This is a genomic window from Cohnella sp. GbtcB17 (assembly GCF_019091135.1).
Taxonomy (GTDB): domain Bacteria; phylum Bacillota; class Bacilli; order Paenibacillales; family Paenibacillaceae; genus Cohnella.
This window is the reverse complement of sequence record NZ_JAGXJW010000031.1, coordinates 71,980-94,193: the sequence shown is the minus strand read 5'-3', so window position 1 is coordinate 94,193 and position 22,214 is coordinate 71,980. Positions and strand designations below refer to the sequence as shown.

Sequence of the window (22,214 nt, the reverse complement as noted above, 5' to 3'; positions counted from 1 at the left end):
GGCCGGCGAAGCGGCGCCGCGGGTCCAGCCGCGCGGCTCGGCCCGCGCCCGTGCGACGGCGCCGGGCGGCTCGGCGCGCGGCATCGACCCGCACGACGCGTCGCAGCTCCAGGCGACGCGCGAAGGCTTCGTCCGCATGCGCGGCAGGACCGACAAAGGACGCGGCTGGTACCAGGAGATCGACCTGGAGATGGCGGTCACCTTGGTGCGCGAGCACGCGGCCGTCGTCGTCAACCGCCATACGATCCGCAGACTGCTGAGCAATCGCGATTTCCGGATGATGATTCTGAACCGGGACAAGTACACCTGCTACTTCTGCGGCGACTACGGCGACACGATCGACCATCTGCTGCCGCGCTCCAAGGGCGGGCACACGACGCCGGACAACTGCGTCTGCGCCTGCAACCTGTGCAACCAGACCAAGGCGAACCGCGACCTGGACGAGTTCGTGGCCGCGGGCATTCCGGTCAAGCCCCTGGAGTAGCGAATACAGAAGCGACAACCGCATCGGACCATGACACAAACCGCCCGGGCAGAAGCCCCGGCGGTTATTTGTCGTTAGCGTCGCACTGCACCACTTGGCAGCCAGAAGAGACGCACTACAGCGCCACCTCGCTGCCCCGCGTCACCCGCCGGCACCAAGAGACGTCGTACAGCGCTACCTCGCTGCCCCACACCACCCGCCGGCACCAAATGACGCCGTACAACGCCACCTCGCCGCCCCGCGCCGCTCACCAGCATTAAGTGACGTTGTGCAGCGCCACATGGCCGCCCTGCACCGATCGCCTACCTGAAGAAACGTCGCACAACGCCACATGGCCGCCCCGTACCACCCACCGACACAAAGAAACGTCGCACAACGTCACAATGCTGCCTAGCACTACCCGCGGGCCTGAAGAAACGTCTTACAGCGTTACATTACTGCCCCGCACCACCCACCAGCACCAAGTGACGTCGTACAGTGCCACCTCGCTGCCCCACACTGCCGGCCGGCCCGAAGTAACGCCATACAGCGCCACCTCGTCGGACCTGGCCACACCTCGCCCCCACTCCCCTCGCCCCGCTAGGTCGCGCTCCCCCACAGGGCCCCGCCGCCCTTACACCATTCTTCCCATCCGCCTATATACGCCCGGCGCACAGCCGACCCGACGCTTGAACAGCCGTGTAAAATGATGGACGGAGCCGAAGCGCAGCCGCTCAGACGTTTCGAGGACGCTCAGGTTCTCGTCCGCCAGCAGCCGCTTGGCGAGCTCCAGCTTGCAGGCCAGGAAATACTCGTGAGGCGACTGGCCGTACAGCCTTGCGAACAGGGAGGCCGCGTGGTTCTCATGGTAGTGGGTCCACGCGGACAGCCAGTCCCTTCGGTAGGATTCCCCGGCCCGCTCCCGAAGTCTTGTCCTGACGGTCTCGAGCAGCGAAGCGGCCGGGTCCTGCTCGACGCGGGCCTGCCTCGCGCGTTCGTGCAGCTCGGTCAGGAAGCGTATGAGCAGCGCTCTCCCGCGCAGATGATGCAGGGCGTCCGCCATGCGGAAATACTGCGCGGCCGACGCGAAGAAGGGCTCGGCGAACGCGGGAGGCAGCGCGATGTGTTCGGGAACCGCGAACCCGCTGGCGGCATCGCCCAATACGAGCTGCGTCTCGGCGTGCGACGGCAGGTCCGCTGCGCGCCGGATGTCGACGGGCAGCTCGTAGCGGACGGCCCCCGTCGCGGGCAGCTCGCCGACCGGCGCGAAGTGGAGCCCGTACAGGACGAACGGCGCTTCGTCGTCCGCCTCGAACCGGTGAGGTACGCCGGGCCCGTAGTAAAATAGATCGCCCGGCCCCGCGTCGTAGACTCTCCCGCCGATCTCGGCTTTCCCTTTCCCCTCCGCCGTATAAATGAACTGGTGATCCCTCACGAAGCGCGGTCCGAACGCAAACCCGGGCTCGCAGGCCAGTCTGTTGGCATAGGAGACGACCGGATTCAGCGCCTCCCAGCCGATCCTCCGCTCCATTTTTCATCCCCCCGCCCGCGTTCTATAACATCTTTGCAAAGATCAACTTTCATAGATGCGAATCAAATACGCATTTGAATCATCGTACTATGATGATCCTGTACATCGTTGAACAAGTCAATGTCAAGAAGCGGCGCGCGCGAAAAGGCACGACGTCTGCAGATCCGCCGCAAACAGGAGGAGGATACGGAAATGTCGGATAACAACGGGAAGCCGCTTGGAGAGCTGGAGGATTCGATGGGGTTGCTGCACGATATCGTCGCGCTGCGCAATCGCCTGCACGAGGAGGGCTATTTATTTTTTAGAGGTCTGCTGGACGCGGGCGAGCTGCTCGCCATCCGAGAGGACATGCTGAAGCTGGCCGACGAGGCGGGCTTCGTGGACCGCGGCAGGCCGCTGTCGGAGGGTATCTATTCGGGACAAGCGTTTCCAGCTTCCCGCAAATTCGAGACGTCGCCGCTCTACCGCAAAATACTGGAGCTGCCCCGGTTCAACGCCTTCGGCCGCAACCCCGTGCTGACGCTGCTGTACGGCGGGTTGCTGGACGGCCCCATCCTGGAGCACCGCAGGCGAATCGGGCGCATTACGTTCCCGCAGAGCTTCAAAAATACGACGCCTCCGCACCAGGACTACTTTTACATCAAAGGAACGCCCGACACGTACACCTGCTGGATCGCAGCAGGCGACTGTCCCGCCGAGCTGGGCGGCCTTGCGGTTATGCCGCGCACGAACCATCTCGGCTATATCGATCACGAGCCGATGCCGGGCACCGGCGGCCATGGCGTGCCGCACGAAAAATGCGAAGCGCTCGGACTGCCCTGGCTGACGACCGACTTCAAGACCGGCGACCTGCTCCTTTTTCACGGGCTGACCTTGCACAAGGCGCTGGACAACCGGACCGAGGACCGGCTGCGCGTCTCGCTCGAATTCAGGTATCAACGCGCGGAGGACCCGATCGATCCGTCGTCGCAGCAGTATCATATGCAAGGGGCGTTTGAAGAGGAAGAGGGGCAAGCGGTCAAGTAGACCTCTCGCGATTGCGAGTCGCGCCGCCTCCTCGCCATAAGAACAGCCGTGCAACGGTTCCGCGCCGCGATGGGCGATACCGGCGCACGGCTGTCGACGTTCGTTTTAAAGACAGGAAGCGTCCTGTCGCGTACCGAGCAGGGTCAGCACTCCGCGCCCGTCAGCTCGTTGGTGAATACGCGCTTGTACTCCTGCGGCGACATCTTTTCGGAAGTCTCCAGCGCGTAGTGGAACTGGAGAGCGCGCCTGCGCTTGTCGGAAGTGTTGTTCGGGGTGCCGTGGAAGAGCAGGCCATGGAAAAAGAGGGCCCCGCCCGGCGCGAGCGGCACGGCGACGTCGCGCTCGACGGGCACCGCTTCGTCGCACAGTTGCCAGTCACGCACGGCGTAATGCGGGACGGCGCCGGACATCTGCGAGCGCGGGATGACGTGCATGCAGCCGTTGTCCAATCCAGCCGCATCCAGCGCGATCCAGACGCCGACGACCGCTTGATGGAACGCCAGCGGGCCGTACGCCATGTCTTGATGCCACGGCTTTTCCCCGCCGCCCGTGGGCGGCTTCAGCAGCGCCATATCCTGCACGAGCTTCGCTTTGCCGCCGAGCAGCTTCTCGACGACGGACAGGATGTTGGGATGGTACGCCATGGCGCGCAGCTGCTCGTCGTGCTCGACGAACTCGTACACCTTGCGGACGGCGAGCTCCCGCTCCGCGTCGTCCTTCAGCTCGCGCTGCGGCTTCGTGAATTGGACTTTCGCCCGCGTCTCCGGGTTAAAGATGATGCGCATGATCGACTCCGACGACAGCCGGACTTCGGCGGCGCTCAGGATGTCGGATACGGCGATGAAGCCTTGCGAGCGGTAATGCGCATAATCCTCGTCGCGGAGGCTGTCGATTCCGGGCAGCGCTTCGTGAATGCCGCGGTGCTTGTATAGCTTTTCATTGATTTCCTGCGGATCGAGCGGCTTAAGACTCATCGCGATCACTCCTTCTTGTCTTTGCAGCCAGTATAGCGGCTTGACGGAGATGCCGGAATGGAGCGAGCGGAGCCGATTTGTATGAAAACGCGACGCATGAAATTATTCCGCGGGAGGTCTTCCCGTTCTGCCGGGCTTCGGTATAATGTTAGGCAAAGGACGAACCTCGCCCGCCTGACGGCGGTGCGGAAAGGAGCGGCGCCATGGAACCGGGAGCAAACGAGGAGCAGGCGGTCGTCCGGGACGTCCGTCCGTTGTCCGGCGTCGCGTTCGAACCGGGCCGTATCATGGGCAAGGCGCGCTGCGAGCCCGGGTGGAGCTGGCACGTACAGGCGATGCCGGATTACGATTTTTGGCATGTGCTGTCGGGAACGGGCAGCATGACCGTCAACGGCAGCCGGTATCCGATCGTTCCCGGATGCTGCTTCACGCTGCGCCCGGGCGACCGGATCGACGTGGAGCAGCACCCGGACGACCGGCTGACGGTCATCTATTGCCACTTTCGCGCGGCTGTCGACGACGAGAAGGCCGGCAACTTCTCGCCCCCGCGCCGGCGGGTGGAGGTACACGACGGCGCGCGCTTCGAGGCGCTCATGGGCCGGCTGCTGGAGCTGCGCGACATGCCGCCGCTCTGGGCGGAGGTCGAATTCGACTATACGGTCAAGCTGCTCCTGCTGGAGCTGTACCGCAGCGAGCGGGAGACGCAGACGGCCGGCAGGGCGTCGGTTCGTCATCGGGAGCTGGTGCGGCGAGCCAGCGATTCGCTCCGGCAAGGTGCTTGGGCGGAGGGCGACCTGGAGGCGGTGGCCGCGGAGGCGGGCGTCTCGCAGCGGTACTTGAGCCAGCTGTTCAAGCGCCATACCGGGAGGACGCTGAAGTCCTATGCCGCGGGGCTGCGGATGGAGCGGGCCCGGCTGCTGCTGGCGGAATCCGACATGCCGGTTACGCAGATCGCGGATACGCTGGGCTATGCCGACTTGTATTCGTTCAGCAAGCTGTTCAAGGCGTACGCCGGAACGTCGCCGAGCGGATACCGCAAGCGCTCGCCGGCGGCGGTGCCTTTGGAATAGCGAGAACCGCTTTTTTGCAAACGTTTGCAGCAATTGCGGGATAAAGCGGGAGAGGAGGCGTATGCCGTGAAAATGACGGTCGTGGTCATCGACGACAAGCCACTTATCTTGCAATCGATCGTGCGTACCGTAAACTGGGAGCGTCTGGGCTGCGCCGTCGTCGGACAGGCGATGGACGGCGTCGAAGGCAAGCGGGTGATCGACGAGTGCCGCCCCGATCTGTTGATTACGGACATCAAGATTCCGGGCGTCAGCGGACTGGAGCTCGCCGCGCACATGCATGCGGAGCTGCCGCTCTCCAAGACGATCCTCATCACCGGCTATCAGGACTTCGAGTTCGCCAAGCGGGCGGTCAGCCTCGGCGTGAAGGAGATCGTGGTGAAGCCGATCCGCAACGACGAGCTGGAGCGCGTGATCGGGCAGACGGTGGACGAGATCGCCGAAGAGCGGGAGGAGCTGTCCCGGCGGGCCGAACGCGAGGAGGCGTACAGCCGGCTGTCGGAGCGGCATCAGAGCTCGCTGCCCACGCTGCGCAGCAAGCTGGTGTCCGAGCTGATCGCCGGCGGCGGGCCGGACCGGGACGAGCTCGCGAACAACGCGGCGGAGCTTGGCGTGACCTGCAGCCGCTGCGCAGTCGTCATCGTCCGTTCGAAGCGCGCTTCCGACGCCGCGCGGGGCGACCGCAGCCAGCGCATCGACCCCCGCTTGCGAGACGAAGTGGCAGCGCTGGCGAGGGCGGCCGCGCAGAGGCGCGACTTCGAGACGATCGACGGCGGGGTGCGCGACGACCTCGCGCTCGCCTGCCTGTTCCCGAAGCCGCTCACGCCGCGGGAGCTGCGGATGAAGCTGCAGAGCTTTTGCCACGACCTGATCGAGCTGGCCAGAGAGCGCCTCGGCTTGTCGTGCTGTATGGCAGTAAGCCAGACGTACAAGCGGCTGGAGGAGCTCGGCGAAGCGTTCGCCGAAGCTTCCGCGCTGATGGAGACGAGCTTCTTCCGCACCGAGGAGCCCGTCCTGCTGCCGGCCCCCGAGGAAGCGGGGACGGAAGGAGGCAGGTTCGCGATCGTCCGGGACCTGGAGACGTTCAACAGGATGCTGGAGCAGTCGACGGCCGAGGAGATGGGCGGGCATCTGGAGCGGTTTCTGGCGCGCGTCCAGCTGTACAGCGAGGGCAATATCAGGGTCGCGAAGGGCTTGCTATCCGAGATCTGCCTGGCCGCCGCGCGCTATTATTACCGGACGACGGGGGACGAGCTCGGCTTCGGCAAGAGCATCGACGAGATGCTGGAGGACGTGTACCGGCTATCGGACATGAAGGAAGCCTCCGAATACGTGGCGGCCCTGATCCGGACGGTCAAGGACAAGCTGGACGGCGGGGACAAGGACTACAGCCTCGTCGTGAAGAAGTCGATCGACTACATCAACGCGCATTTCGCCGAGGCGATCAGCTTGACCTCGCTCGCCGACCACTTCGGGCTCAGTTCGGGCTACCTCAGCCGCCTGCTGCGGGCGGAGACCGGCATCAACTTCGTCGATCTGGTGGTGAAGGCGAGGATTGAGGCGGCCAAGCGCCTGCTGCGCGATCCGAGGCTCAAGGTGAACGAGGTCGGCGAGATGGTCGGGTACAAGGAGTACGCCTACTTTTACCAAGTGTTCAAGAAGGTAGAGGGCGTGTCGCCCAAAGAGTACAAGAACCGCAGCGAATGATTCGTTAGAAGCCGCACAGTCGGGGGAGGAATGGCGATGGCGTCCGTGCAACCGAAGAGAGCGGAGCTCGAGGACCTGATCGGCAAGGTCGTCTCGGGCATGCAGCGGCTGGAGATCGCGATCGAGGAGGATACGCCGGTCAGCATCATTTCGATGGAAGAGTGGGACTGGTCGCAGGGAGTCGGCTTGTTCTCGCTCTACTTGTATTATAAAAATACGGGCGACGACAGCATGCTCGCTTATCTGACGAGGTGGTTCGACGACCGCATCCGGGAAGGACTGCCGCCCAAAAACGTCAATACGATGTGCCCGCTGCTGACGCTGAGCTATCTGTACGAGGAGACGCGCAATCCCGAATATCTGGCCGTCTGCGAGGAATGGGCCAGCTATGCGGCCGAGGAGATGCCGCGCACGCGGGAGTTCGGCATCGCCCACTCGACGCTGGACGGGCTGAACGCCGAGGAGCTGCGCAGCGAGACGCTGTATATGGCGGTGCTGTTCCTCGGGCGCATGGGGATGGCGATGAAGCGGGAGCATTACGTTCAGGAGAGCGTGCGCCAGTTTCTCGTCCATCTGAAGTATCTGACCGACCGGGAGACGGGGCTGTTCTATCACGGCTGGTCGTTCGAACGTCGGGACCACTACGCGGGCGCGCTCTGGGGAAGGGGCAACGCTTGGTACATGGCCGGTCTGGTCGATTATCTCGATATCGTCGAGCTGCCGCTCGGCATCGAGATGTACCTCATCGCGTCGATGGAGCAGCAGGTGCGCCGGCTCGCCGACCTGCAGACGGCAGGCGGCATGTGGCGCACGCTGCTCGACGACCCGGACAGCTACGAGGAGACTTCCGCGACGGCCGGCTTTGCCTACGGGATTTTGAAGGCGGTGCGCAAAGGCTATATCAGCGAAGAATACCGCGCAGCAGGCATATCGGCGATGCTGGCGGTCATCCGGCAGATCGATGCGGAGGGGCGGGTGCAGGGCGTGTCGTACGGCACGCGGCTCGGGACGACCAAGTCCTTTTACCGGAACGTGCCCCGTTGTCCGATGCCCTACGGCCAGTCGATGGCGCTGCTCATGCTGGTGGAGGGGCTCCACCATGTCGACGATCCGCAATAACGACGGGGGACGGTGAGCGCTATGCGCAGCATCAGGCGCCTGTATGCGGACGCGAAGCTCAGGACGAAGTTCCTGCTGGCGTTCACGGTTATCGTCATGATCACGGTATCGCTCATCAGCGGCATCAACTATTTCGTATCGCTCGGCGTCATCAAGCGCAATTCCGGCGAATTTTCGCAATATCTGATCGACCAGATCGGCATCAACGTCGACAAGCTGACGACGGACGTCGAGCAGGCGGCCTTCCAGCAGTTCCGCAACTCCTCGCTCAGCCAGACGCTCAGCCGGGAGCCGGACAGCGAAGCGGAGGCGTACGCGCGGAACCGGTACATCAGCGACTTTTTGAGCGATCTCTTGTTCTTCGAAGACTACTACCGGTCGGTCTCCATTCTGGATGCCGCGGGGCGGCCGTATTCCATCAAGCGCAAGGCCGTAAAGGACAACGAGGACCTGATGGCGCGGATCGATCTGGCGCAGGTCCGGGAGATGCGCGGGCGGGCGCTCTGGGTCAGGGACGGAGAGGATACCCTGTATATGGCGAAGGCGCTGTACGATATCGAAACGTCGAGCTACGTCGGCGTCATCGCGATCGGTCTGGAGAGCGACTACGCTGGCGATATTCTCGCGAACGTCCAGAACCTGATGGACGGGGACGTTCTTATTCTCAACGAGTTCGACCAACTGTTCGTTTCTGGCGCGCTCAGCGGAGCCGCCGAGCATTACCTGGATCAGCACTTGTACCTGTCCGGCAAGACGAAGAGCGACTTCGAGTATGCCGGCAAGCATTATATCTCGAGCGTCCTGTCCACGGATTACGACAAGTGGAAAATCGTGCAGATCATTGATGTAGGCCGTCTCACGCGCGGGACCGAAAGTCTCAAGTACTGGACGATCGGCACGCTGCTGGCCGCGCTGCTGCTCGCCTTTCTCATGGCCGCCCGGATCTCCAAGAGTATCACCGCGAACATCCGCCTGCTGCTCCACAGCATGTCCAAGTTCACGCTCGACTCCAAACATGAGATCATCGTCCCCCGCAGCCGCGACGAGGTGGGCATGTTGGCTGCCAGATTCAACTCGATGGCCGAGAAGATCGACGATCTGTTCCACTCGGTCTATCGCGAGAAGATGCTCGTCCAGCAGGCCGAGTACCGTTCGCTGCAGCTCGACTACAAGGCGCTTCAGGCGCAGATGAACCCCCATTTTCTGTACAACACGCTCGAGACGATCTACAGCATGGCCAAGCTCAAGGGCGAGGAGGAGATCGGCGAGCTGATCTACCTGCTCGGCAGGCTGCTGCGCGAGAGTCTCGGCAAAAAGGGCGACGACATCACGCTCGGCGAGGAACTCGAATTCGTCGGCAGATACCTCGCCATCCACCAGATTATCTACGGAGACCGCATCGAGGTGCGGATCGACGACGACCCGGCGCTGGCGGACTGTCGCGTGCCCAAGTTCATCCTCCAGCCGCTCGCCGAGAACGCGATCGTGCACGGCATCGAGGAGAAGCCGGGCAAGGCGCTCATTCGCATCGCCTGCCGAGCCGAGAACGGCGATCTCGTGCTTGAAGTGTCCGACAACGGCGTGGGCATGGAGCGGGAAAAGGTGGAGCGGCTGCTGCGCCCCGAGCTGTACGGCGAAGCGGGCGAAGGGTCGGGCAAGCATACCAACGTGGGCGTCATCAGCGTGCACAAGCGCATCCGTATCCTGCACGGCGAAGCCTACGGCCTCTCCATCGCCAGCCGCCCCGGCGAAGGGACGACCGTGACGGTCAGGCTGCCCGCGGTGCGGCGGTATGAGTAGGCGAGGACGGGTCTGACTCACTCGTCCACCCGGATAAGCGCATTGGGGCACTATCGTCCCCATCTACTAACCGCTCAATAGCCTAGAGATAAGCGCGCTCAGGCACTATCATCCCCAACTAACCGCTCATCCACCTGGAGATAAGCGCATTTGGACACTATTGCCCCGCCCTTTTAGCAACGGTATCCATGTTCCCCGCTCCGCCGTCCAGAAGTCAAAATAGCTAATATAATCGCAAAATCACCCCATAGTAAGCGCTTCCGCCAATTGCGAAAATAAGGTTGCGACAGACGCGGCCCCGAGCCCGCCCCGCCGACCGCCGCGGAGCGGCCCGGGGTCGCGCCTGTCGAATCGGCCTTGCCGGACGCAAGGCTACGCGAAGGAGTGCAGCCGATGACGAACCGCACGAAGAAGATGGTGGACGATTGGCAGGCAGTAAGGGACAAGATCGCAAGCTTTGACTGGGCCAAGGGAATCGTGGACAGTTTCAAGCCGGATACGGACTGGTGGGTCTCTCATTATGCCGACGATGCCTCGCGGGTCGCGGGCTGGGGACACCACTATTTTTGCGACAAATGCTTCGCCGCGCTCCTATTCGATCCCGGCAAGCCCGGCGAGCACCGCTGCAGCGGCTGCGGCGAGCTCCGGGTCGCTCAGGAAGCCGACGACGCCTGGTGCTATATATACAGAACCTCGGCTTGCACCCAAGTGTTTCACGCGGCCGTGCTCTACAACCTGTACGGCGACCCGGCCTATCTTGCGTTTATCCGCAAGGTGCTTGGCTTCCTGTGCGATAACTATGGCAGCTTCGAGGTGCGTACGCCCCCGGGTCAGGAAGGCAAGTTCACCGGCTGCGACCTGACGGACGGCGTGGCGGTCATCTGGCTGCTTAACGGCATGGAACTGGTCAAGGGATCGTTCACGGACGAAGAGATGGAGCGTTACAAGCAGACCTTTTTTATTCCCGAGGCGGCCTTCCTCATCGAGAAGGTGGGGGTTACGCCCAACATCATCTGCTGGATGAAAGCGGCGGCGGGCATGATCGGCCTGTTTTTCGGCGAAACGATCTGGTGCGAACGGGCCGCCGAAGGCGAGCACGGCATCAAGCGGAAGCTGGCGGAGGGCTTGCTGCCCGAGGGCTTCTGGTACGAGGCATCCTTCCACTACCACTTCTACTGCGCCGAAGGGATGACGTATTATCTGGCGTTTTGCAAATTGTACGGCTACGACTTCCCGATCCTTGAGGATGCGCTGCTGCGGATGTATCGGTACCCGGTCAAGTACGCTTTTGCGAGCGGCGAGTTTCCGAATCCGAACGACGGCTGGCCGCTGCTGCGGTTTGGCAACTACGCCCACCAGTACGAGTGGATCCGCGCCGTGCAGGATGAAGCGCCTTTCCGCTACGCGCTGTCGCGCAGCTACGACGAGCCGAACAAGGCGCATCCCGGCGCCAATATCGGCGGTCTCGCGCGGCTGCTGTTCGGTCGGGACTGGGAGAACGAGCGGTTCGACAGTCTGCCTGCCGATAGCGGTCTCCCGGACGGACGGTCCCGCTACGACAAAGATATTTACTTTGCTCAGCTGCATGCCGGAGAGGCGTCGGTTTTTCTCAAGTACGGCTATGTCATTGAGGGTCATGCGCATGCGGACATCATGAACTTCGAGCTGTTCGTGAAAGACGAGATCGTGTCGCGGGACCCTTCCAACAGCGGGTACGGATCGGCACTCTTCAGGGAGTGGCAGCGCAAGACGATCGCGCACAACTCGCTGATGGTCGACAGGCGCAACCAACCGAACCGCCCGAACGGTCGCATGGACCGGTTCGATGCGCAGAACAACCTGTGCGCGGTATCTGCGGACGACGTATACCCGGGCATCGGCTATGCGCGTACGCTGCGGCTGGAAGCGGACCGGCTGCACGACGAGTTCGAGGCGAGGCCCGCTGCCGGGCATGAGGGCGTGCACGAATTCGATTGGCTGTTCCACTGCGCGGGCGAGTTCAGCTCGACGCTTGCATTTGCACCCTGCGAGCCGCCGGGGGACGAGGACGGCTATTCGCTCATGCTGGAGACGGCGCGCTGCGACGTCGACGGCGACTGGGAGGCGGTCTGGACGCTAGCCGACAAACGGATCACGCTCCGGATGAAGGGCGAGGCCGGCACCTCCGTCTACCTGTTCAAGGGCTACGAGCACCGGCTCGACAAGCTGCGTTGGGGCGTGCTAGTCCGGCGGACAGGCCGGGAAGCGAAGTATCAGGCGACGTATAGCTGGCAAACGCGGGACTGAGATAACTGTCGCAGTGCCGCCTGGACATGAATAAAGACGGGGTTCGCGACATTTGAACAGTATCCCCTTCGGACAGGAACCGAGGCGGTATGCGGTCAGGTTATGCAAGAACTGCAACATTTGCGGTCGCGTTGTATCACTCTAACCGCAAAACTTGCGGCTACAGATCATGCTCGCAGCCACTCCTAAACACTTATCTGCGACGCTCGCTGCAAGCGAGGTTTGCGAGGTTGCAGCGCAGGTCGGGCGGGCAAAGCCCGCTGCAAGCGATAAATCCGCGGCTACAGCGTGAGCGCGAGGCTGTAAGCGAGGTTTGCGCGGTTGCAGCGCAGGTCGGGCGGGCAAAGCCCGCTGCAAGCGATAAATCCGCGGCTGCAGCGTGAGCGCGAGACTGTAAGCGAGGTTTGCGCGGCTGCAGCGCTAAGCAAGCGGGCAAAGCCCGCTGCAAGCGATAAATCCGCGGTTACAGCATGTGCGTGAAACCGCAGCCTGTGCGAAGGGGATACCGTTAAAACGGGAAGCAGCATGGTGTACGGCAAGGTGTGCGACACGGCGGGCATGGCGGTGTAAAGCATGGTTACTCAAATACCGAGCCAGGAGGCGAGGCAAATGGACGAGGCTACTACAAGCGAGCGGGAGCGCTTGAGCGAACGGGATACGGATGCGCCCGACGCCGGCGAAACGGGCATGAGCGGGGTTGCCCCTCACGAGACGCTCCCGCCCAAGCCCTCCTCGCTCAAGCCGCCGCTTAGCAAGCAGGACATCTGCCTGCATCTCGGCGACGACTACGACCGACATCTCGGCGCGATCATGCCGCCGATATTTCAGAACACGCTGTTCACCCGCAAGACGGCGAACCACGGCTATACCTACACTCGCGTCGCCAATCCGACGATCGAGATCGCGGAGCGGAAGATCGCGGCGCTGGAGGGGGCGGAGGCTGCGCGCTGCTTCTCCTCGGGCATGGCTGCGATCTCGGCTGCACTGATGAGCGTCATGGAGAAGGACTGCCATATCGTCTGCCCGCTGAACGTGTACCCGCCGGTGAAGGGCTTCCTAGAAGTCTACATGAAGCGGTTCGGCGTGGAGACGACGTTCGTCTCGGGCACGGACGTGGGCGAGATCGAAGCCGCGCTCCGCCCGAACACGCGGGCGATCTATCTCGAGACGCCGCTGTCGAACGTGTTCACGCTGCAGGACCTGCGCGCGATCGCGGCGCTGGCGAAGGCGCATGGCGTGACGACGATCGCGGACAACACGTGGGCGACGCCGCTCTACCAGAATCCGATCGCCTTTGGGATCGATATCGTCGTGCACTCCGCGACCAAATATATGGGCGGTCACAGCGATATCCTCGCGGGCGTCATGGTCGGCAGCGAGGCGCGAATGGAGCGCGTGACGCACGAGGAGCGCGGCTTGTTCGGCGCGGCGATGGACCCGCATCAGGCGTGGCTCCTGATCCGGGGTCTGCGCACGCTGCCGCTGCGAATGCGGCAGCATCAGGAGAGCGCGATGCGCATCGCCGCGCATCTCGAGACGCACCCGCTCGTCGAGCAGGTGCTCTATCCGGGCTTGCCGAGCCATCCGCAGCATGCGCTGGCCCGCAGCCAGATGAGCGGCTATACCGGCCTGATCAGCTTCGTGCCGCGCGGCACGCCGGAGCAGATCGTCAGCTTCGTGAAGGGGCTGGCGTTGTTCGAGGAGGGGCCGAGCTGGGGCGGCTTCGAGAGCCTGGTCAACACGCCGGGACTCGGCATCGACGAGGAGACGTCGCGGCGGACGGGGATGCCGCAGCGGCTCGTCCGCCTCTCGATCGGCCTAGAGGATGCGGACGCATTGACGGCCGATATCGATCAAGCGCTGGCAGGCATGCTTCGCGGGCGGGCTTAGGGCCTCATTCAACTTACAGACCTACAAACATACACAACGGGAGTGGAAGCCATGATTGCACGGCAGCTGGACAGGCACGAAGCGCAAGCGCTGATCGAGCGGGTCATCGCGGGCATGCGGGGACTGAAGGTGGCGATTCGGGAGGATACGGCCGACAGCATCATCTCGATGGACGTGTGGGACTGGTCGCAGGGCGTGGGCTTGTTTTCCCTGTATCTCTATTACAAAGAAACCGGCGATCGGGACCTCCTGAATTATCTGACGTCCTGGTTTGACCGCCATCTCGAACGCGGGCTGCCCGGCAAAAACGTTAATACGATGTGCCCGCTGCTCACGCTCAGCTACCTGTACGAGGAGACCGGCAAGCCGGATTATCTAAAAGTATGCGAAGAATGGGCCGACTACGCGGCCGTCCGCATGCCCCGCACGCCGGAGTCCGGCATCGCCCATACGGCGGTGGACAGCCCGAACGAAGGCGAGCTGTGGGACGACACGCTGTACATGACGGTGCTGTTCCTCGGGCGCATGGGCGTCCTGCTGAAGCGCGAAGACTACGTGGAGGAGAGCGTGCGGCAGTTTCTCGTGCATCTGAAATATTTGACGGACACGGAAACTGGCCTGTTTTTTCACGGCTGGACGTTCAAGGAGAATCACAACTTCGCCCGGGCGCGATGGGGGCGCGGCAACGCCTGGTATACGGCCGGCCTGGTCGACTACCTGGACATCGTAGACGTATCGCCGGGCGTGCGGCGCTTCCTGCTGTCGTCGCTCGAGCGGCAGGCGGCCAAGCTGACCGAGCTTCAGGAGCCTTCAGGCATGTGGCGCACGCTGCTCGACGACCCGTCCTCGTACGAGGAGACGTCGGCGACAGCAGGCTTCGCTTACGGGCTGCTCAAGGCGGTGCGCAAAGGCTATCTGGACGCGCGGTACAGAGAGCCGGGCCTGCGCGCGCTCCAAGCCGTCGTCGGACGGATCGACGCGGACGGGGCCGTGCAGGACGTGTCCTACGGCACGCGGATGGGGCACACGCTGGACTTTTACAGGCAGATTCCCCGCTGTCCGATGCCTTACGGCCAATCGATGGCGCTGCTCATGCTGGCGGAGAGTCTCAAGCATGCGGCCGAACCGGTGCAAGAAATCTAATAAAACGTCCAATTTTCCGCATTTAAAACGCTTACAATCCTCTCTACACTAAGAACAGCAACATCGACAGGCTCAGCGTAATCCACTGCCACAGCCATATCTCAAGCCGCCGAACGCTTCGGCATTACGCAAGGAGGGAGCGGACCGTGAAGGAATGGAAAAAAAACTATGATCTCTACTTGCTCCTCGTGCCGGCCGTCGTCTTTTTCATCGTTTTCGCCTACATCCCGATGGGCGGGCTCGTCATCGCCTTCAAGGACTACAACCTGTTCCGGGGCCTGTGGGGCAGCGATTGGGCCGGGCTCGCCAACTTCCGGGAGATGTTTTCGATCCCCGAGTTTTTCCGGATCACACGCAACACGCTGCTGCTGAATCTGCTCGGGCTGCTCGTCTGCTTCCCGGCGCCGATCCTGCTCGCGCTCATGCTGAACGAGGTGCGATCCCGTTATCTGAAGAAAATCTCGCAATCGATGCTTTATCTGCCCCACTTCATGTCCTGGATCGTGCTCGGGGGCATCGTGTATGCGGTGCTGTCGCCGAAGTACGGCGTCGTCAACCAGATTCTTCGCTGGCTGGGCATGAAAGAAATCTACTTCATGGCGGACCAGACGTGGTGGGTCATCACCTACACGCTGTCGGCCGTCTGGCAGAGCGCCGGCTGGGGAACGATCATCTACCTGGCGGCGATCACGGCGATCGATCCGGCGCTGTACGAGGCCGCGTCCATCGGCGGCGCGGGCCGCATCCGCAAGATTGCGAGCGTCACGCTGCCAAGCATCATGCCGACGATCGTCATTCTGTTCATCCTCGCGGTCGGCCATATGGTGTCGATCGGCATCGAGCAGCCGCTCGCGCTGGCCAATTCGGTCGTCAGCGACGTCTCCGAGGTGATCAGCACTTACGTCTACCGCGTCGGCATCAAGCAGGGCGAATTCGGGCTGACGACGGCGGTCGGCATGGTGCAGTCGGTCATTAATTTATGTCTTGTCGTCGCGGCCAATCATTTTGCGAAAAGGGCGGGAGGCGAGGGACTATGGTAAGCGGCACCGCAAGCAACTCGGCAAGCAGCTCCGCAAGCGGCGAGGCGAAGCCGACGGGCGAACTCGCCCGGCCCGCTCCCGCGACGCGTCCGAGGAGGCTCAAGCGCACGCCGGGGGAAGTCGTCTTTGACACCCTCGTTTACAGCGCGCTCATCGTATTCACGTTTATTTGCCTGTTTCCCTTTCTGAACACCCTTGCAAACGCCTTCAGCAGCAGCACCGCCATCCAGACGGGCAAGGTCCTGCTGTGGCCGGTCGAGTTCCAGGTCGGCTCGATGAAGATGATCCTGGCCGACAGCTCGGTCATTCGGTCGCTGCTCGTCACTGTCTTCCTGACGGTCGTCGGCACGACGCTGAACCTGCTGTTCACGATCATTACGGCTTATCCGCTGTCGCGCCGCGATCTCAAGGGACGCGGGATCTTCATGCGGTTCATGGTGATCACGATGCTGTTCAGCGGCGGGATGATCCCGCTGTTCCTCGTCGTGAAGTCGCTCCATCTGCTCAACACGCTATGGGCGCTCATTATCCCGGGACTGATCAGCGCGTTTAACGTCATTATTATGAAAAGCTTTTTCCAGACGATTCCCGACGAGCTGCGGGAGGCATCGGTCATGGACGGCTGCGGCAACATGCGTTATCTGATCCGGATCGTGCTCCCCCTCTCGGGGGCGTCGCTGGCGACGATCGGCCTGTTCTACGCGGTCGGCCACTGGAACGCCTACTTCGGCGCGGTGCTCTACATCGACAATCCCGACCTGCTCACGCTGCAGGCGAAGCTTCGCAACATCCTGCTGCTGTCGCAAATGGACACTTCGCTGGAGCAGATGACGATGGAGAGCAAGTTCACGGTCATCCAGGAATCGCTCAAAGCCGCCGTCATCGTGGTCGCAACCGTGCCGATTCTGATTGTGTATCCTTTTTTGCAAAAGTACTTCGTCAAAGGCTCGATGCTCGGCTCCGTAAAAGGTTGAACGTCCGAATCGCGCGGCGCCGCGCCGTTCGGGTTCACGATAGCGCTACTTCAGTCTAGATTACCGAGGAGGCAACCGGAATGATGGGGAGTTGGAAAAAGGGATTGCAGACGGCGCTGGCGATTGCGCTGGTCACGCTGCCGCTCGCGGCATGCGGAGGCAATAACGACAATGGCGGCGCATCGAGCGCAACCGCGACCGGCGGATCGTCCGGCGCGACGCAAGCGGGGGACGGCAAGCTGGAGAAGGTGCGCGTGTCGTTGTGGGATCGCTCGAATTCGCCCAACGGACAGAAGCTCGAGGACACCGTCATCGTCAAAAAGCTGCAGGAAGAAGCCCGCAAGGAAGGCCTTGACGTCGAATACGTCGTCCTGCCGCGTTCGCAGGAAAGCGAGAAAAACAACATCTGGATGGCGTCCGGCGGCGGTCCCGACATTATTATCACGTACGATATGAACGCCATGTTCAAGTGGGCGGAGCAGGGCGGCCTGTGGGAGCTGGACGATCTGCTCGAGCAGTACGGCCCGGATATTAAAAAACTGATCGGTCCGTCGCTCGAGGCAGCCGGCACGTACAAGGGCAAGCGCTACGCGATTCCGGCGATGCGGATGAGCACGGCTGCCGCCTCCAACATGAAGATTCGCCAGGACTGGCTCGACAAGCTCGGCATGAAGGCGCCGACGACGCTCGACGAGCTGTACGTGACGCTCAAGGCGTTCAAGGAAAAAGATCCGGGCGGCGTCGGCAAGGACAATGTCGTGCCGTATGCGCTGCCGGCGATCTCGCAGGGCATGAAGGGCTTCTTCTTCGGCCCGATGTGGGGCGCGGGCGTCGCGATCGACGGCCCGGCTACGGAGATGTATATGCCGAGCGGCAACTTCCAGGACGGCGTGTTCCACTCCGCGGTCGCGCTGAAGGAGGGCAAGGAATTTTTCCGCTTCCTGAACAAGCTGTACAAGGAAGGACTCATTTCCAAGGAATTCGTCACCGACGTCAACTCGCAGCAGTTCATCCAGAACTACACGTCCGGCGTGTCCGGCTTCATGGACTCGAACGAAGATCCGTGGACCGTCACCAAGGAAACGCGCAAAACGGTGCCCGAAGCGAAGTGGGTAACGCTCGATCCGTTCGTGCGGCCGAACGGCACGCAGGCGATGACCGAGGCTAACGTATACGGATTGCTCAACATGGTTCCGAAGTCGTCCAAAAATCCGGCGGCCGCGGTCAAGTACCTGAACGTCCTGGCGAAAAACATCAAGCTCGTCCAGGCCGGCATCGAAGGCGTGCACTTCAAGGAGGAGAACGGCCTGTACGTCGCGATCGATCCGGTCAAAAACGCAGAGGAGATCGATTGGTACTTCAAGGACCTGAACCTGCTTACCCAAGGCTACATGGGCAATCCGACGAAGGAGCAGATGAAGAAGCAGTTCGCCAACGAGCCCAATCCCGACGAGATTGCCGATATCCTTGACCCCTACTTCAAATCGTTCGAGAAGTTCGGCAAGCAAGGGCCGCTTATCGACACGCCGCGGCCGGTATCGGACAAGAACGTCGCCAACATTACGAAGTTCCTGTACGACGCGCTCTCCAAGGCGGTCATCGCCAAGGACTTCGACGCGGAATGGGAGAACGTCGTGTCCGGCTGGAAGAAAAACGGCGGCGAGGAATACGACGCCGAAGTGACGCAGAACCTGGTCGCTATGAACTGGAAGACGACGAACGAATAAACGCTAGGGGCGTATGCCCGGCAGGCCGAAGGACGGATGGTCCGCGAACCGTCCGTCTTTCGGTCTGTTCGGGGCAGGAAGGAGGGTGCTTGTGCAAACGACTGTCGAAGCGCGAATCGCCGAGCTCGTCCGGCTGCAGGAGACGAGGCTCGCGGAGGAATGGAAGCGGATGGAGGCCGAGAAGCAGCGTGTCCGCCGAATAAGGGTTCAGGGACGGGAGCTGAACCGTCTGACGCTGCTGTCTGTGCTCTACTGTCAGCCGCAGTCGCGGCATTTCCGCGATTCGGCGCTGCTCGCCGCGCTGGAGGAGACGGCGGCGGAGCTGCTTGATATTCAGCTGCCGAGCGGCAATGTGTCGCTGTACAACTGCAACATCGATTCGCCCCCCGACACGGCGTTCACGTCGCATCTGGTCGCGCTGATCGCGCAGCTTCTGCTGCGGGACGCGGGACAGGAAGCCGCGAAGGCGACGAACGCCGTGCTGACGTTTCTGCGGCGCGCCTCTCCGGCGCTGCTGGAGGGCGGCATCCATACGCCGAATCACCGCTGGGTGATGGCGTCGGCGCTCGCCAAGCTGGAGGAGCTGTTCGGCGGTGCGGCATACCGCGAGCGCGCGTTCGAATTTTTGAACGAGGGCCTGGACGTTACCGACTACGGCGAGTGGACCGAGCGGAGCAATTCGATCTACAACGCGGTATGCGCCTACTACCTTTACGACGTCGGCACGGTATTCGGCCATGCGCCCGCGCTGGACGCGGCGGCGAGCACGCTGCGGATGATGCGCTGCATGCTGCACCCGGGGGACACGATCGCGACCGAGTATTCCGGGCGCCAGGATGTCGGGCAGGTCGCCCGCATGGACGACCGCTATTACGTGGCGTTTCATCTGATGGCCGCGCGCGAGCGGGATCCGGAGCTGGCCGCGCTCGCGGCGGTCGCGGACCGGACGGCGCCGCGCGGGAGCCTGACGCTGCTGCACTGGATGCTCACGCCAGAGCGGATGACGCCGACGGTCGCGGCTGCCCCGCCAAGCGAACGGTATACCGTGCTGTTCGGCGAAGGCAATCGCGCGCCCGTCCCCGACCGCGTGCCCTATCTTGGCCCGGTCGTCAAGCATCCGCACGGGGCTCCCGTCCTGCGTCACCGGCGCGGACCGCTGAGCGTCACCGCGATGGCGGGACAGCCGGAATGCCTGTACGTCCAGTACGGCGAGGCGCGAATGCTCGGGCTGAAGCTCGGTATCGGCTGGTTCGGCGCCGGCGCGGTGTCCTTTCCGGGCATCGAGCCGCTCGGCGGCGACCGTTTCCTGCTCCGCGCCGAGCTGGAGGGCTGCTACTTCGGCCCGCTCGCGGACGAGCACACGCTCCATGCCGGCGGGCGCTACGTCGACATGCCGAACCATCTGCGCCGCCGGATCGGCACTGTGCGCACTGCAGTCGACATCGAGCTGACGCTGCTGGAGGACGGGCTGGACGTGAGGGTCGTCTCGGATGACCCGCGCGGCATCTACCTGCAGGCCGTCTGTCTGTTCCCGCCGGAGGATGGGGAACTGAGCGGGGAAGGACTCGAAGCGACCGGGCCTGTGACGATGCGTCTGTCCGCTGGCGCGGCCGTATACAGGTTCGGACGGTTCGGCATCCGTATCGAAGGCGGCGCGGACGAGCATGAAGAGATCGCGATGCGGAACGATCCGCCCGACGCGCGCACGCGCACCGTGATGATCAACTGGAGCACGCCGACCGACGCGACGCTACGGATTCGCGGCTTCGCAGCCGGGGAAAACGCCGCTGATGACGCACAGCGGGGCGGGAAGGCAGAGGAGGGGGCGGGCGCGAATGGACGATAACCGCATCCTCTCTTCCTTGACAGAGAAGTACCCGGAGCTGAAGGCATGCCTCGGGGACATCCGCGAGGCGTACCGGCTGCTGCGCGAATGCTACGCGGGCGGCGGGAAGGCGCTGCTGTGCGGCAACGGCGGCAGCGCCGCGGACTGCGAGCACATCGTCGGCGAGCTGATGAAGGGCTTCGCCTCGCCGCGTCCGCTGCCGGCGGCCCGGCGCGAGATGCTGATCGCAGCCTGGCCCGAAGACGGCGCGTACCTCGCCGACCATCTGCAGGGTGCGCTACCCGCGATCTCGCTCGTCAGCCAGTCGGCGCTGGCGACCGCCTACACCAACGACGTGCGCGCAGATATGGTATTCGCGCAGCAGGTGCACGGCTACGGCCGGCCCGGCGACGCGCTGATCGGGCTGAGCACGTCCGGCAGCTCCGCCAACGTCGTACGGGCGACGCAGGTTGCCAAGGCGCTCGGGCTGCGCACGATCGCGCTTACGGGCGCGGGGGGCGGCGAGCTGGGCCGCCTCGCCGACGTTTGCGTGCGCGTCCCGTTCGAGCGGACGCCGGACGTGCAGGAACGGCATCTGCCGATTTACCATGCGCTGTGCTTGCTGCTGGAGGAGGCGTTTTTCCCGTGACGAGACTCGTGGCAGGGCTGGATATCGGCGGCACGAAGTGCGCGGTCAGCCTCGGTCTGCTGGACGACGAAGGCGAAGTCGCGTCGATCGTCGCCAAGCGGCAATTCGCGACGCCGGACGCCGCGCGTGAGGCGCTTGCGGAGCTGGCGGACACGCTCGAGGACGCCTTGCGGCGCACCGATGTCGCGGGACCGCTGGCCGCCGTCGGCATCAGCTGCGGCGGGCCGCTCGACAGCGCCCGCGGCCTGCTGCTCTCGCCGCCGAACCTGGTCGGCTGGGGCACGGTCGACGTCGTCGGACCGTTCGCGGCCCGGTTCGGCGTGCCCGTCGGCCTGCAGAACGACGCCAACGCCTGCGCCGTCGCCGAATGGCGATGGGGCGCCGGGCGCGGCACGCGGCATATGATCTTCCTTACCTTCGGCACGGGGATGGGCGCGGGATTGATCCTGAACGGCCGCCTGTATGCGGGCGCGAACGACATGGCCGGGGAGATCGGCCACGTGACGATGGAGACGCACGGCCCGGCGGGCTACGGCAAGGTCGGCTCGTTCGAGGGCTTCTGCAGCGGCGGCGGCATCGCGGAGCTGGCGCGCGGGTATGCGCTGGCAGCCCTGCAGGCCGGGGAGCCGCTCTCCTTCTGCCGGAGCTACGAGGCGCTGGGCGCGATCACGGCTCGCCTCGTCGGCGAAGCCGCGATGCAGGGAGATGCGGCCGCCGCCGAGATCATGCGCGTATCGGGCGAGCAGCTCGGCCGGGGACTGGCAATCCTCGTCGACGTGCTGAATCCGGAGCGGATCGTCATCGGCAGCATTTACGGCAGACAGCGGAGTCTGCTCGAGCCGGCGGCGCTGGATGCGCTGGCCGGGCGCGCGCTGAAGCGGTCGCTGCAAGCCTGCGAGATCGTGCCCGCGCAGTTGGGAGAGCTGGCGGGCGACTATGGCGCATTGGCCGTCGCCCGCATGGCGCTGGAAGAAAAGGAGGGCCTATGAC

17 protein-coding genes are annotated in these 22,214 nt (G+C 63.4%); 15 read left to right on the top strand and 2 right to left on the bottom strand.

The window, feature by feature from the left end; translation table 11 throughout:
• The coding region (locus KVT38_RS18060) for an HNH endonuclease (protein WP_254639322.1) at window positions 1–484 on the top strand (484 nt) is incomplete at its 5' end.
• A 613-nt stretch (window positions 485–1,097) separates the two neighbouring features.
• Here KVT38_RS18060 and KVT38_RS18055 read toward each other — a convergent pair.
• Window positions 1,098–1,994, bottom strand: a complete 897-nt coding sequence (locus KVT38_RS18055; protein ID WP_217595136.1) for a helix-turn-helix transcriptional regulator — start codon at window positions 1,992–1,994, stop codon at window positions 1,098–1,100.
• Window positions 1,995–2,186: 192 nt separating this feature from the next.
• Here KVT38_RS18055 and KVT38_RS18050 point away from each other — a divergent pair, with 192 nt between their 5' ends.
• Window positions 2,187–3,020 carry a phytanoyl-CoA dioxygenase family protein gene (locus KVT38_RS18050; RefSeq protein ID WP_217595135.1) on the top strand — a complete coding sequence of 278 codons (834 nt, stop codon included), beginning with the start codon at window positions 2,187–2,189 and terminating at the stop codon, window positions 3,018–3,020.
• Between the two features lie 143 nt (window positions 3,021–3,163).
• Here KVT38_RS18050 and KVT38_RS18045 read toward each other — a convergent pair whose 3' ends face one another.
• On the bottom strand, window positions 3,164–3,994 hold the full coding sequence (locus KVT38_RS18045; protein WP_217595134.1) for a phytanoyl-CoA dioxygenase family protein: 831 nt from the start codon (window positions 3,992–3,994) through the stop codon (window positions 3,164–3,166).
• A 203-nt stretch (window positions 3,995–4,197) separates the two neighbouring features.
• Here KVT38_RS18045 and KVT38_RS18040 point away from each other — a divergent pair, with 203 nt between their 5' ends.
• The 13 genes from KVT38_RS18040 (at window position 4,198) to KVT38_RS17980 (ending at window position 22,213) form a co-directional block, all read left to right on the top strand.
• Window positions 4,198–5,064 carry an AraC family transcriptional regulator gene (locus KVT38_RS18040; protein ID WP_217595133.1) on the top strand — a complete coding sequence of 289 codons (867 nt, stop codon included), beginning with the start codon at window positions 4,198–4,200 and terminating at the stop codon, window positions 5,062–5,064.
• 72 nt (window positions 5,065–5,136) lie between these two features.
• Window positions 5,137–6,771: a response regulator transcription factor gene (locus KVT38_RS18035; protein WP_254639331.1), complete on the top strand. Its 1,635-nt coding sequence runs from the start codon at window positions 5,137–5,139 to the stop codon at window positions 6,769–6,771.
• Window positions 6,772–6,807: 36 nt separating this feature from the next.
• Entirely contained in the window at window positions 6,808–7,890 is a 1,083-nt protein-coding gene (locus KVT38_RS18030) for a glycoside hydrolase family 88/105 protein (protein ID WP_217595131.1), read from the top strand.
• Between the two features lie 21 nt (window positions 7,891–7,911).
• Complete coding sequence (locus tag KVT38_RS18025; RefSeq protein ID WP_217595130.1) at window positions 7,912–9,690, top strand: cache domain-containing sensor histidine kinase; 1,779 nt, start codon at window positions 7,912–7,914, stop codon at window positions 9,688–9,690.
• 393 nt (window positions 9,691–10,083) lie between these two features.
• Window positions 10,084–11,976, top strand: coding sequence for a heparinase II/III domain-containing protein (locus tag KVT38_RS18020; RefSeq protein ID WP_217595129.1), 1,893 nt, complete (start codon window positions 10,084–10,086; stop codon window positions 11,974–11,976).
• A gap of 609 nt (window positions 11,977–12,585) precedes the next feature.
• Window positions 12,586–13,866 carry a trans-sulfuration enzyme family protein gene (locus KVT38_RS18015; protein ID WP_254639321.1) on the top strand — a complete coding sequence of 427 codons (1,281 nt, stop codon included), beginning with the start codon at window positions 12,586–12,588 and terminating at the stop codon, window positions 13,864–13,866.
• Window positions 13,867–13,917: 51 nt separating this feature from the next.
• A complete protein-coding gene (gene bglB / locus KVT38_RS18010; RefSeq protein ID WP_217595128.1) occupies window positions 13,918–15,009 on the top strand; it encodes a beta-galactosidase BglB in 1,092 nt (363 codons plus the stop codon).
• A 146-nt stretch (window positions 15,010–15,155) separates the two neighbouring features.
• Window positions 15,156–16,049 carry an ABC transporter permease gene (locus KVT38_RS18005; RefSeq protein WP_368859119.1) on the top strand — a complete coding sequence of 298 codons (894 nt, stop codon included), beginning with the start codon at window positions 15,156–15,158 and terminating at the stop codon, window positions 16,047–16,049.
• A complete protein-coding gene (locus tag KVT38_RS18000; protein WP_217595127.1) occupies window positions 16,043–17,023 on the top strand; it encodes a carbohydrate ABC transporter permease in 981 nt (326 codons plus the stop codon). The genes KVT38_RS18005 and KVT38_RS18000 overlap by 7 nt, the downstream gene beginning before the upstream one ends.
• 80 nt (window positions 17,024–17,103) lie before the next feature.
• Window positions 17,104–18,750 carry an extracellular solute-binding protein gene (locus tag KVT38_RS17995; protein ID WP_217595126.1) on the top strand — a complete coding sequence of 549 codons (1,647 nt, stop codon included), beginning with the start codon at window positions 17,104–17,106 and terminating at the stop codon, window positions 18,748–18,750.
• A 91-nt stretch (window positions 18,751–18,841) separates the two neighbouring features.
• A complete protein-coding gene (locus KVT38_RS17990) occupies window positions 18,842–20,596 on the top strand; it encodes a hypothetical protein (protein WP_217595125.1) in 1,755 nt (584 codons plus the stop codon).
• On the top strand, window positions 20,586–21,224 hold the full coding sequence (locus KVT38_RS17985) for a D-sedoheptulose-7-phosphate isomerase (protein WP_217595124.1): 639 nt from the start codon (window positions 20,586–20,588) through the stop codon (window positions 21,222–21,224). The genes KVT38_RS17990 and KVT38_RS17985 overlap by 11 nt, the downstream gene beginning before the upstream one ends.
• Window positions 21,221–22,213 (top strand): ROK family protein, encoded by a 993-nt coding sequence (locus KVT38_RS17980; protein ID WP_217595123.1) that lies wholly within the window; start codon window positions 21,221–21,223, stop codon window positions 22,211–22,213. Before KVT38_RS17985 ends, KVT38_RS17980 begins: the two co-directional genes overlap by 4 nt.
• Window position 22,214: the final 1 nt, after the last annotated feature.